At 58.5% G+C, this 10,749-nt stretch carries 22 protein-coding genes; all 22 read right to left on the bottom strand.

The features are described from left to right. Window positions 1–14: 14 nt before the first annotated feature. The gene (gene secY / locus LT948_RS31195) at window positions 15–1,343 is read right to left on the bottom strand and encodes a preprotein translocase subunit SecY (RefSeq protein ID WP_003093694.1); all 1,329 of its coding nucleotides are present in this window, start codon (window positions 1,341–1,343) and stop codon (window positions 15–17) included. Next, window positions 1,344–1,778, bottom strand: a complete 435-nt coding sequence (rplO, locus tag LT948_RS31200; protein WP_003093695.1) for a 50S ribosomal protein L15 — start codon at window positions 1,776–1,778, stop codon at window positions 1,344–1,346. A 3-nt stretch (window positions 1,779–1,781) separates the two neighbouring features. Then, window positions 1,782–1,958 carry a 50S ribosomal protein L30 gene (gene rpmD, locus LT948_RS31205; protein WP_003093696.1) on the bottom strand — a complete coding sequence of 59 codons (177 nt, stop codon included), beginning with the start codon at window positions 1,956–1,958 and terminating at the stop codon, window positions 1,782–1,784. A gap of 2 nt (window positions 1,959–1,960) precedes the next feature. Further along, a complete protein-coding gene (gene rpsE, locus LT948_RS31210; protein ID WP_003093697.1) occupies window positions 1,961–2,461 on the bottom strand; it encodes a 30S ribosomal protein S5 in 501 nt (166 codons plus the stop codon). Window positions 2,462–2,464: 3 nt separating this feature from the next. Continuing rightward, on the bottom strand, window positions 2,465–2,815 hold the full coding sequence (gene rplR, locus LT948_RS31215) for a 50S ribosomal protein L18 (RefSeq protein WP_003093698.1): 351 nt from the start codon (window positions 2,813–2,815) through the stop codon (window positions 2,465–2,467). Window positions 2,816–2,825: 10 nt separating this feature from the next. Next, on the bottom strand, window positions 2,826–3,359 hold the full coding sequence (gene rplF / locus LT948_RS31220) for a 50S ribosomal protein L6 (RefSeq protein WP_003093699.1): 534 nt from the start codon (window positions 3,357–3,359) through the stop codon (window positions 2,826–2,828). 11 nt (window positions 3,360–3,370) lie between these two features. Next, on the bottom strand, window positions 3,371–3,763 hold the full coding sequence (gene rpsH / locus LT948_RS31225) for a 30S ribosomal protein S8 (protein ID WP_003093700.1): 393 nt from the start codon (window positions 3,761–3,763) through the stop codon (window positions 3,371–3,373). Window positions 3,764–3,952: 189 nt separating this feature from the next. After that, entirely contained in the window at window positions 3,953–4,258 is a 306-nt protein-coding gene (gene rpsN / locus LT948_RS31230; RefSeq protein WP_003093701.1) for a 30S ribosomal protein S14, read from the bottom strand. Window positions 4,259–4,271: 13 nt separating this feature from the next. Next, complete coding sequence (rplE, locus tag LT948_RS31235; RefSeq protein ID WP_003093703.1) at window positions 4,272–4,811, bottom strand: 50S ribosomal protein L5; 540 nt, start codon at window positions 4,809–4,811, stop codon at window positions 4,272–4,274. Window positions 4,812–4,830: 19 nt separating this feature from the next. After that, window positions 4,831–5,145: a 50S ribosomal protein L24 gene (gene rplX / locus LT948_RS31240; RefSeq protein WP_003093711.1), complete on the bottom strand. Its 315-nt coding sequence runs from the start codon at window positions 5,143–5,145 to the stop codon at window positions 4,831–4,833. A gap of 12 nt (window positions 5,146–5,157) precedes the next feature. Then, window positions 5,158–5,526, bottom strand: coding sequence for a 50S ribosomal protein L14 (gene rplN, locus LT948_RS31245; RefSeq protein ID WP_003093714.1), 369 nt, complete (start codon window positions 5,524–5,526; stop codon window positions 5,158–5,160). A gap of 23 nt (window positions 5,527–5,549) precedes the next feature. After that, entirely contained in the window at window positions 5,550–5,816 is a 267-nt protein-coding gene (gene rpsQ / locus LT948_RS31250; protein WP_003093717.1) for a 30S ribosomal protein S17, read from the bottom strand. Between the two features lie 2 nt (window positions 5,817–5,818). Further along, complete coding sequence (rpmC, locus tag LT948_RS31255; protein ID WP_003093720.1) at window positions 5,819–6,010, bottom strand: 50S ribosomal protein L29; 192 nt, start codon at window positions 6,008–6,010, stop codon at window positions 5,819–5,821. Next, a complete protein-coding gene (rplP, locus tag LT948_RS31260; protein ID WP_003093723.1) occupies window positions 6,010–6,423 on the bottom strand; it encodes a 50S ribosomal protein L16 in 414 nt (137 codons plus the stop codon). Before rplP ends, rpmC begins: the two co-directional genes overlap by 1 nt. 11 nt (window positions 6,424–6,434) lie before the next feature. After that, on the bottom strand, window positions 6,435–7,121 hold the full coding sequence (gene rpsC / locus LT948_RS31265; protein ID WP_003093727.1) for a 30S ribosomal protein S3: 687 nt from the start codon (window positions 7,119–7,121) through the stop codon (window positions 6,435–6,437). A gap of 12 nt (window positions 7,122–7,133) precedes the next feature. Continuing rightward, on the bottom strand, window positions 7,134–7,466 hold the full coding sequence (gene rplV, locus LT948_RS31270) for a 50S ribosomal protein L22 (protein ID WP_003103908.1): 333 nt from the start codon (window positions 7,464–7,466) through the stop codon (window positions 7,134–7,136). A 12-nt stretch (window positions 7,467–7,478) separates the two neighbouring features. Then, window positions 7,479–7,754 (bottom strand): 30S ribosomal protein S19, encoded by a 276-nt coding sequence (gene rpsS / locus LT948_RS31275; RefSeq protein WP_003093734.1) that lies wholly within the window; start codon window positions 7,752–7,754, stop codon window positions 7,479–7,481. A gap of 16 nt (window positions 7,755–7,770) precedes the next feature. Next, window positions 7,771–8,592 carry a 50S ribosomal protein L2 gene (gene rplB / locus LT948_RS31280; RefSeq protein ID WP_003103878.1) on the bottom strand — a complete coding sequence of 274 codons (822 nt, stop codon included), beginning with the start codon at window positions 8,590–8,592 and terminating at the stop codon, window positions 7,771–7,773. Between the two features lie 11 nt (window positions 8,593–8,603). Beyond that, a complete protein-coding gene (gene rplW / locus LT948_RS31285; protein ID WP_003093736.1) occupies window positions 8,604–8,903 on the bottom strand; it encodes a 50S ribosomal protein L23 in 300 nt (99 codons plus the stop codon). After that, entirely contained in the window at window positions 8,900–9,502 is a 603-nt protein-coding gene (gene rplD / locus LT948_RS31290; RefSeq protein ID WP_003093737.1) for a 50S ribosomal protein L4, read from the bottom strand. Before rplD ends, rplW begins: the two co-directional genes overlap by 4 nt. A gap of 13 nt (window positions 9,503–9,515) precedes the next feature. Next, window positions 9,516–10,151: a 50S ribosomal protein L3 gene (gene rplC, locus LT948_RS31295; protein WP_003103877.1), complete on the bottom strand. Its 636-nt coding sequence runs from the start codon at window positions 10,149–10,151 to the stop codon at window positions 9,516–9,518. Between the two features lie 82 nt (window positions 10,152–10,233). Beyond that, complete coding sequence (rpsJ, locus tag LT948_RS31300) at window positions 10,234–10,545, bottom strand: 30S ribosomal protein S10 (RefSeq protein ID WP_003103876.1); 312 nt, start codon at window positions 10,543–10,545, stop codon at window positions 10,234–10,236. Between the last annotated feature and the right edge of the window lie 204 nt (window positions 10,546–10,749).

The raw sequence follows: 10,749 nt of genomic DNA on the forward strand, positions 1-10,749 counted from the left end.
ACCTTACGGGTCTATCAGCGCAGCATGCCGCTGCCGTAGCCCTTCAGGTTGGCTTTCTTCATCAGGGATTCATACTGGTGAGAAACGAGGTGAGATTGCACCTGGGCCATAAAGTCCATGACAACCACGACCACGATCAACAGCGAGGTCCCGCCAAGATAGAACGGCACGTGCGCCGCAACCACCAGGAACTGGGGCAGCAGGCAGACAGCCGTCATGTACAGAGCACCGAACATGGTCAAACGGGTCAGCACGCCATCGATGTAGCGAGCGGACTGTTCGCCCGGACGGATGCCCGGAATAAATGCACCGGACTTCTTGAGGTTCTCCGCCACGTCCTTCGGGTTGAACATCAGCGCTGTATAGAAGAAGCAGAAGAAAACGATCCCTGCAGTGAACAGCAAGATGTTCAGCGGCTGCCCCGGAGCGATCGCTTGCGCGACGTCCTGCAACCAACCCAAGCCTTCCGACTGACCGAACCAGGAGCCCAGGGACGCCGGGAACAGCAGGATACTGCTGGCGAAAATCGCGGGAATCACACCCGCCATGTTCACCTTCAACGGCAGATGGCTGGTCTGCGCTGCAAACACCTTGCGGCCTTGCTGGCGCTTGGCGTAATGCACCGCGATGCGACGCTGGCCACGCTCGATGAACACCACGAACGCGATGATCGCCACGGCCAGCAGGCCGACGCCGATCAGGGCGAAGATGTTGATGTCACCTTGACGGGCAGACTCGAAAGACTGACCGATGGCGCGCGGCAGGCCTGCAACGATACCAGCGAAGATCAACATCGAGATGCCGTTGCCGACACCGCGCTCGGTGATCTGCTCGCCCAGCCACATCATGAACATGGCACCAGCCACGAAGGTGGTGACAGCCACGAAGTAGAAGCCGAAGTCGTTGGAGAAGGCTACGCCCTGGCTGCCCAGGCCAACGGACATGCCGATGGCCTGGACCAGTGCCAGGACTACAGTACCGTAGCGGGTGTACTGGCTGATCTTGCGACGCCCAGACTCACCCTCTTTCTTCAACTGCTCCAGCTGCGGGCTGATAGCGGTCATGAGCTGCATGATGATCGATGCCGAGATGTACGGCATGATCCCCAGTGCAAAGATACTCATGCGCTCCAGCGCGCCGCCGGAAAACATGTTGAAGAGGCTAAGAATGGTCCCCTCGTTCTGCCGGAACAGTGCCGCCAAGCGATCGGGGTTGATGCCCGGAACTGGGATGTGCGCGCCGATCCGATAGACGATGATCGCCAGGAACAGGAAACGCAGACGTGCCCAGAGCTCGGACAGACCGCCGTTGCTTAGCGCAGAGAGAGCACCTTGCTTAGCCATTTAGTCCTCGAATTTACCGCCAGCTGCTTCGATAGCCGCACGCGCACCCTTGGTGGCGGCGATACCTTTCAGGGTGACCGCACGACCAACTTCGCCGGACAGCATGACTTTGACGCGCTGTACGTGCTGGTTGATCAGGTTGGCATCCTTCAGGGTCTGCAGGCTGACGACGTCGCCTTCGACCTTGGCCAGTTCGGAGGTGCGTACTTCAGCACGATCCATGGCCTTCAGGGAAACGAAGCCGAACTTCGGCAGGCGACGGTGCAGAGGCTGTTGACCACCCTCGAAGCCCGGAGCGACCTTGCCACCGGAGCGGGAGGTCAGACCTTTGTGACCACGGCCACCAGTCTTGCCCAGACCGCTACCGATGCCACGGCCCGGACGGTGCTTTTCGCGACGGGCACCCGGCGCGGAACGCAGATCGTTCAGTTGCATGGATTAACCCTCCACACGCAGCAGGTAGTAGGCCTTGTTGATCATGCCGCGGTTCTCAGGAGTGTCCTGAACTTCGACGGTATGATTGATGCGACGCAGGCCGAGACCCTTGACGCAAGCCTTGTGGTTGGCCAGACGGCCGTTCAGGCTCTTGACCAGAGTGACTTTGACAGTTGCCATGGTTAGAGAATCTCCTCGACGCTCTTGCCACGCTTGGCCGCTACTGCTTCCGGAGCCTGCATGTTCTTCAGGCCCTTGAAGGTGGCGTAAACCACGTTCACCGGATTGGTGGAGCCATAGCACTTGGCCAGGACGTTCTGCACACCAGCCACTTCCAGAACGGCACGCATGGCGCCGCCGGCGATGATGCCGGTACCTTCCGAAGCCGGCTGCATGTACACCTTGGAGGCGCCATGGGCGGACTTGGTCGGATACTGCAGGGTGGTGCCGTTCAGATCGACTTGGATCATGTTGCGGCGAGCGGCTTCCATTGCTTTCTGGATGGCGGCCGGCACTTCACGCGCCTTGCCACGACCGAAACCAACGCGACCCTTGCCATCACCCACCACGGTCAGTGCGGTGAAAGCGAAGATACGGCCACCTTTTACGGTTTTGGCGACGCGGTTAACCTGAACCAGCTTCTCGATGTAGCCTTCGTCGCGCTTTTGCTCGTTGTTTGCCATAACTTAGAACTCCAGTCCGCCTTCACGAGCGGCATCAGCCAGCGCTTTCACACGGCCGTGGTACTTGAAGCCAGAACGATCGAACGCCACCTGGGTGACGCCGGCCGCTTTGGCGCGCTCGGCGACCAGTTGACCAACTTTCTTGGCTGCATCGATGTTGCCGGTGGCACCTTCGCGCAGGTCTTTGTCCAGGGTCGAGGCGCTGGCCAGGACCTTGCCGCCGTCGGCCGCAATGACCTGGGCGTAAATGTGCTGGGAAGAGCGGTACACGCAGAGGCGTACGGTTTCCAGCTCGCGCATCTTCAGGCGTGCCTTGCGAGCGCGACGCAGACGGGTTTCTTTCTTGACGCTCATTTGCTATGCCCTACTTCTTCTTGGCTTCTTTACGACGGACGACTTCGTCGGCGTAACGCACGCCCTTGCCTTTGTAAGGCTCCGGCGGACGGAAGTCGCGAATTTCGGCAGCAACCTGACCGACCAGCTGCTTGTCGATACCCTTGATCAGGATATCGGTCTGGCTGGGGGTCTCAGCGACGATGCCGGCCGGCAGTTCGTAATCAACCGGATGGGAGAAGCCGAGGGACAGGGACAGCACTTGGCCCTTGGCCTGCGCTTTGTAACCAACGCCGACCAGCTGGAGCTTGCGCTCGAAGCCCTGGCTGACGCCGACTACCATGTTGTTCACCAGAGCACGGGTGGTACCAGCCATGGCGCGAGTCTGCTGGTCGCCGTTACGCGCAGCAAAACGCAGCTCACCGCTGTCCTGGATCACTTCGACCGAAGGATGGACCTTGAGCTCCAGAGCACCTTTGGCGCCCTTGATGGACAGTTGCTGACCAGCCAGTTTGATTTCAACGCCGGCAGGCAGCTTGACGGGGTTCTTAGCAACGCGAGACATGCTGATTCCCCTTAGAACACAGTGCAGAGCACTTCGCCGCCAACACCAGCAGCACGGGCAGCACGATCGGTCATCACACCTTTGTTGGTGGAGACGATCGACACACCGAGGCCGCCACGAACTTTCGGCAGTTGCTCAACGGATTTGTACTGACGCAGGCCAGGACGGCTGATGCGCTTGACCTCTTCGATGACAGGCTTGCCTTCGAAGTACTTCAGTTCGATGGACAGCTGGGGTTTTACTTCCGAGCTGATCTGGAAATCCGCAATATAGCCTTCGTCCTTCAGGACTTTGGCTACCGCCGCTTTCAGTTTCGAGGACGGCATGCTTACGACGGTCTTTTCAGCCATCTGGGCATTACGGATGCGAGTTAGCATGTCTGCTAACGGGTCCTGCATACTCATGGGCTTAACGCTCCTGATACAAAAGAATAAGCCTTCAACTTCAATTCGCCCATAAACGCCAGGCGAAACAAACCCAGGCTCAGGGGAGCCGGGTATTCTAGAGATCGCGCCAAAACGAATCAAGCCCCATGAGGGGCTTGATTCGATGTCGCGATCAACGGTGCCGACTGGCGACACCGTTCGCTGCGATTACCAGCTGGCTTTCACCAGACCCGGTACGTCGCCGCGCATGGCGGCTTCGCGCAGCTTGTTACGGCTCAGGCCGAACTTGCGGTAGAAGCCGTGCGGACGACCGGTCAGGCGGCAACGGTTACGCAGGCGGCTGGCGCTGGCGTCACGCGGTTGCTTCTGCAGGGCGACTTGGGCATTCCAACGCTCTTCCGCAGAGGAGTTCGGATTAGCGATGATCGCTTTCAGCTCGGCACGCTTCTTGGCGTACTTGGCTACCGTCAGCTGACGCTTCAGCTCGCGGTTCTTCATGCTCTCTTTAGCCATGTTCCTACTCCAATCAGTTACGGAACGGGAATTTGAAAGCACGCAGCAGGGCGCGACCTTCGTCATCCGTACGAGCGGTGGTGGTCAGGGTGATGTCCAGGCCACGCAGCGCATCGATCTTGTCGTAATCGATTTCCGGGAAGATGATCTGCTCTTTCACGCCCATGCTGTAGTTGCCGCGACCATCGAAGGACTTGGCATTCAGGCCGCGGAAGTCACGCACGCGCGGCAGGGAGATGGACAGCAGACGATCCAGGAACTCGTACATCCGGTCGCTACGCAGGGTGACCTTGACGCCGATCGGCCAGCCTTCACGGATCTTGAAGCCTGCGATGGACTTACGAGCGTAAGTCACGACCGGCTTCTGACCAGTGATCTTTTCCAGATCGGCTACGGCGTTCTCGATGATCTTCTTGTCACCGACCGCCTCGCCAAGACCCATGTTCAGGGTGATTTTGGTAACGCGCGGAACTTCCATCACGTTCGCCAGCTGAAGCTCTTCTTTCAGCTTGGGCGCGATTTCCTTCCGATAAATTTCTTTCAATCGTGCCATGGTGATCTACCTAGCAGCCTCAAGCCTGAACCGGTTTCTGGGTCGACTTGAAGACACGAATTTTCTTACCGTCTTCTACCTTGAAGCCAACGCGGTCAGCCTTGCTGGTTTCAGTATTGAAGATGGCGACGTTGGAGACGTGCAGAGGCGCCTCCTTCTCGACGATACCGCCCTGTTGGCCGAGCATCGGATTGGGCTTGGTGTGGCGCTTGATCAGGTTCACCCCGCCGACGACCAGACGGTCGTCAGCGAGAACCTTCAGCACCTTGCCACGCTTGCCCTTGTCCTTGCCGGCAATGACGATTACTTCGTCGTCACGACGAATCTTTTGCATGACGGCTACTCCTTACAGCACTTCGGGGGCGAGCGAGACGATCTTCATGAACTTCTCGGTACGGAGTTCACGAGTCACTGGCCCAAAGATACGGGTGCCGATCGGCTCCTGCTTGTTGTTCAGCAGGACGGCGGCGTTGCCGTCGAAGCGGATGATGGAACCGTCGGTACGACGTACGCCGTGCTTGGTGCGAACGACCACGGCAGTCATGACCTGGCCCTTCTTCACTTTGCCGCGCGGAATCGCTTCCTTGACGGTGACCTTGATGATGTCGCCGATGCCGGCGTAACGGCGGTGGGAACCGCCGAGCACCTTGATGCACATCACACGACGCGCGCCGCTGTTGTCAGCGACATCGAGCATGGATTGAGTCTGAATCATATAATTTCTCCGACCCCTAGTCCTTAGACTTCCACCGCGCGTTCAACGATATCAACCAGGGTCCAGGCCTTGGTCTTGGCCAGCGGACGGGTTTCGCGAATGGTGACCAGGTCACCAATGCGGCACTGATTGGATTCGTCGTGTGCGTGCAGTTTGGTCGAACGCTTGACGTATTTGCCGTAGATCGGGTGCTTGACGCGACGCTCGATCAGTACGGTGACGGTCTTGTCCATTTTGTCGCTGACGACGCGGCCGGTCAGCGTACGGACGGTTTTCTGAGCTTCAGCCATGATCACTTACCTGCTTGCTGATTGAGCACAGTTTTAACGCGAGCGATGTCGCGCTTAACCTGCGAGAGCAGGTGAGACTGCCCCAACTGGCCAGTTGCTTTCTGCATGCGCAGATTGAACTGGTCGCGCAGCAGGCCGAGCAGTTGCTCGTTCAGCTGCTCAACGGATTTTTCACGAAGTTCATTCGCTTTCATCACATCACCGTCCGCTTAACAAAGGAGGTGGCGAGGGGCAGCTTTGCAGCAGCCAGGGCGAAAGCCTCACGCGCCAGCTCTTCGGAAACACCCTCGATCTCGTACAGGACCTTGCCCGGCTGGATCTGGGCTACCCAGTACTCGACCCCACCCTTACCTTTACCCATACGAACTTCGAGGGGCTTCTTGGTGACAGGCTTGTCAGGGAATACGCGGATCCAGATCTTGCCGCCACGCTTCACGTGACGGGTCAGCGCACGACGCGCGGACTCGATCTGACGAGCAGTAAGGCGGCCACGGCTAGTGGCCTTCAGTGCGTACTCACCGAAGCTGACCTTACTACCACGATGAGCCAGACCACGGTTGTGGCCGGTCATTTGTTTGCGGAACTTCGTACGCTTGGGTTGCAGCATTTGCGTACTCCTTACCTAGCAGCTTTTTTACGAGGAGCGGGTGCTACCGGCTTCAGCTCTTCCTGGCGGCCACCGATGACCTCGCCCTTGAAGATCCAAACCTTGACACCGATCACACCGTAAGTGGTGTGCGCTTCGTAGGTGGCATAGTCGATATCGGCGCGCAGGGTGTGCAGGGGCACACGACCTTCGCGATACCATTCGGTACGGGCGATTTCAGCCCCACCCAGACGACCGCTGACCTGAATCTTGATGCCCTTGGCACCAATGCGCATGGCGTTCTGTACGGCGCGCTTCATGGCGCGACGGAACATTACGCGACGCTCCAGCTGCTGGGCTACGCTCTGCGCAACCAGCATGGCATCGAGTTCCGGCTTGCGGATTTCCTCGATGTTGATGTGCACGGGCACACCCATTTGCTTGGTCAGGTCCTGGCGCAGTTTCTCAACATCTTCACCTTTCTTGCCGATCACGATGCCGGGACGAGCGGTGTGGATGGTGATGCGTGCGGTTTGAGCCGGACGATGAATATCGATACGGCTTACGGACGCGCTTTTTAGTTTGTCTTGGAGGTACTCACGCACCTTCAGATCGGCAAACAGGTAATCCGCATAGTTCTTGCGGTCTGCGTACCAAACGGAGGTGTGCTCCTTGACGATACCCAGGCGAATGCCATTGGGATGTACTTTCTGACCCATCTGTCGACTCCGTTACTTGTCCGCAACCTTGACCGTGATATGGCAAGACCGCTTCACGATGCGATCAGCACGGCCTTTGGCACGCGGCATGATGCGCTTGAGCGAACGACCTTCGTTGACGAAGACGGTGGAGACCTTCAGGTCATCCACATCGGCGCCTTCGTTGTGCTCAGCGTTGGCAACGGCCGACTCCAGCACTTTCTTCATGATCTCGGCGGCTTTCTTACTGCTGAAAGCCAGGAGGTTGAGCGCTTCGCCCACCTTCTTCCCGCGGATCTGGTCGGCGACCAAGCGGGCTTTCTGGGCGGAGATACGAGCGCCCGACAGCTTAGCGGCTACTTCCATCTTCCTTACCCCTTAACGCTTGGCTTTCTTGTCCGCAGCATGCCCGCGGTAGGTGCGGGTAGCGGCGAACTCGCCCAGTTTGTGGCCGACCATGTCCTCGTTGACGAGAACCGGTACGTGTTGACGGCCGTTGTGCACGGCGATGGTCAGACCAACCATATGCGGCAGAATCATCGAACGACGCGACCAGGTCTTGATCGGCTTGCGGTCGTTCTTTTCCACCGCGACTTCGACCTTCTTCAACAGGTGAAGATCGATAAACGGACCTTTTTTCAGTGAACGTGGCACTGTGGTATCCCTCTATTTACTTGCGGCGGCGGACGATCATGTTATCGGTACGCTTGTTCGAGCGAGTCTTCTTACCCTTGGTCTGAAGACCCCACGGCGATACCGGATGACGACCAGCAGAGGTACGGCCTTCACCACCACCATGCGGGTGGTCGACCGGGTTCATCGCCACGCCGCGAACGGTCGGGCGAACACCACGCCAGCGCGTAGCACCGGCTTTACCCAGCGAACGCAGGCTGTGCTCGGAGTTCGAGACTTCGCCCAGGGTCGCACGGCACTCAGCCAGGACTTTACGCATTTCACCGGAGCGCAGACGCAGGGTTACGTACGCACCTTCACGCGCGACCAGCTGGGCGGAAGCGCCAGCGGAGCGAGCGATCTGAGCGCCTTTACCCGGCTTCAGCTCGATACCATGAACAGTGCTACCCACCGGGATGTTGCGCAGAGGCATGCTGTTGCCTGCCTTGATCGGCGCACCGATACCGGAGATCAGCTGGTCACCTGCAGCAACGCCCTTGGGGGCGATGATGTAGCGACGCTCGCCGTCTGCATACTTCAGCAGAGCGATGTGTGCAGTGCGGTTCGGATCGTATTCGACGCGCTCAACGATGGCAGGGATGCCATCCTTGTTGCGACGGAAGTCGACCAGACGGTAGTGCTGCTTGTGACCACCACCGATATGACGGGTGGTGATACGACCGTTGTTGTTACGGCCGCCAGACTTGGATTTCTTTTCCAGCAGCGGTGCGTAGGGAGCGCCTTTGTGCAGCTCCTGATTCACCACCTTGACGACAAAGCGACGACCAGCGGAAGTCGGTTTGCACTTAACGATTGCCATGATGCACCCCTTTACTCAGCGCTGGTGGCGAAATCGAGATCTTGGCCCGGCTGGAGAGCGATGTACGCTTTTTTCCAGTCGTTACGCTTGCCCAGACCGCGAGCGGTGCGCTTGGTCTTACCCTTGACGTTCAGGGTAGTGACGCGCTGTACCTTCACGCTGAACAGGCTTTCTACGGCCTTCTTGATTTCCAGCTTGGTTGCATCGGTGGCAACCTTGAAAACGAATTGGCTCTTGCCGTCCGCGAGACCCGTGGCTTTCTCGGAGATGTGCGGACCAAGCAGCACTTTGAATACGCGTTCCTGGTTCATCCCAGCAGCTCCTCGAACTTCTTCACGGCGGACACGGTGACCAGCACCTTGTCGTAGGCGATCAGGCTGACGGGGTCGGAACCTTGGACATCACGTACATCGACGTGCGCCAGGTTGCGCGCAGCGAGGTACAGGTTCTCGTCGACACCATCGGTCACGATCAGCACGTCTTTCAGACCCAGGGTGTCCAGCTTGGCAACCAGGCCCTTGGTTTTCGGTGCATCGACAGCGAAGTCGGCAACGACGACCAGACGGTCCAGACGAACGAGCTCGGCAAGGATGGAGCGCAGTGCTGCGCGGTACATCTTCTTGTTCAGCTTCTGTTCGTGGCTACGCGGTTTAGCGGCGAAAGTGGTGCCGCCCCCACGCCAGATGGGGCTACGGATGGTGCCAGCGCGAGCACGACCGGTGCCCTTCTGACGCCACGGCTTCTTGCCACCACCAGAGACTTCGGAGCGAGTCTTCTGCGCCTTGCTGCCCTGACGGCCGCCAGCCATGTAGGCCACGACTGCCTGGTGCACCAGGGTCTCGTTGAATTCGCCACCAAAGGTACGCTCGGAGACTTCGATAGCCTGAGCGCCGTTCACATTCAATTGCATCTCAGCTTCCCCCTTAACCGCGAGCCTTGGCTGCCGGACGCACGATCACATCACCGCCGGTAGCGCCGGGAACGGCACCCTTGACCAGCAGCAGATTGCGTTCAGCATCGACGCGCACGATCTCCAGGGATTGAACGGTTACCCGCTCCGCACCCAGATGACCGGACATTTTCTTGCCCTTGAACACTCGACCAGGAGTCTGGCACTGGCCGATGGAACCCGGGACGCGGTGGGAAACGGAGTTACCGTGGGTGTTATCCTGACCACGGAAGTTCCAGCGCTTGATGGTGCCCGCGAAGCCCTTACCCTTGGACTCGCCGGTAACGTCTACCATCTGGCCTGCCTGGAACAGATCGACAGTGATCTGGTCACCAGCGGCATACTGCTCTTCGCCCAGACGGAATTCCCACACGCCGCGACCGGCGGCGACATTCGCCTTGGCAAAGTGACCAGCTTGCGCTTTGGTAACGCGAGAAGCACGACGCTCGCCGGCGGTGACTTGCACTGCACGGTAGCCATCGGTTTCTTCAGTCTTGAACTGGGTGACGCGATTCGGCTCGACCTCGATGACCGTAACCGGAATAGAGACACCTTCCTCGGTGAAAATGCGGGTCATGCCGCATTTACGACCGACAACACCAATTGTCATGTTGTAAACCTCTTGAGTGTACGGGGCTTTCACCCGCTATGGCCGCCCATTTCAGAGCGTTACACGACCAATGCCGAAGGCATTAGCCGAGGCTGATCTGTACTTCAACGCCTGCAGCAAGATCGAGCTTCATCAGCGCATCGACGGTTTTATCCGTCGGCTGGACGATGTCCAGTACACGCTTATGTGTACGAATTTCGTACTGATCACGCGCATCTTTGTTGACGTGCGGAGAGATCAGCACGGTGAAACGTTCCTTGCGGGTCGGCAGAGGGATTGGACCACGCACCTGAGCACCAGTACGTTTCGCGGTTTCCACGATTTCCTGGGTTGATTGATCGATCAGGCGATGGTCAAAAGCCTTCAACCGAATCCGGATTTGTTGGTTTTGCATTTGACCTCAGACTCCAATTTACCATTCCCAACGGACGGACTACGCCCGTTAAAAGGAGGCGCAATTGTACGGATGCCCCCACAGGGTGTCAATATTTAACCAACGAACGAAAAAGGGGCCCCGAAGGGCCCCTTTTCTGATGGCAGGATCAGCGATTACTCGATGATCTTGGCAACCACGCCGGCGCCAACGGTACGGCCGCCT

The organism is Pseudomonas sp. CP-1 (genome assembly GCF_021213715.1).
Taxonomy (GTDB): domain Bacteria; phylum Pseudomonadota; class Gammaproteobacteria; order Pseudomonadales; family Pseudomonadaceae; genus Pseudomonas; species Pseudomonas aeruginosa.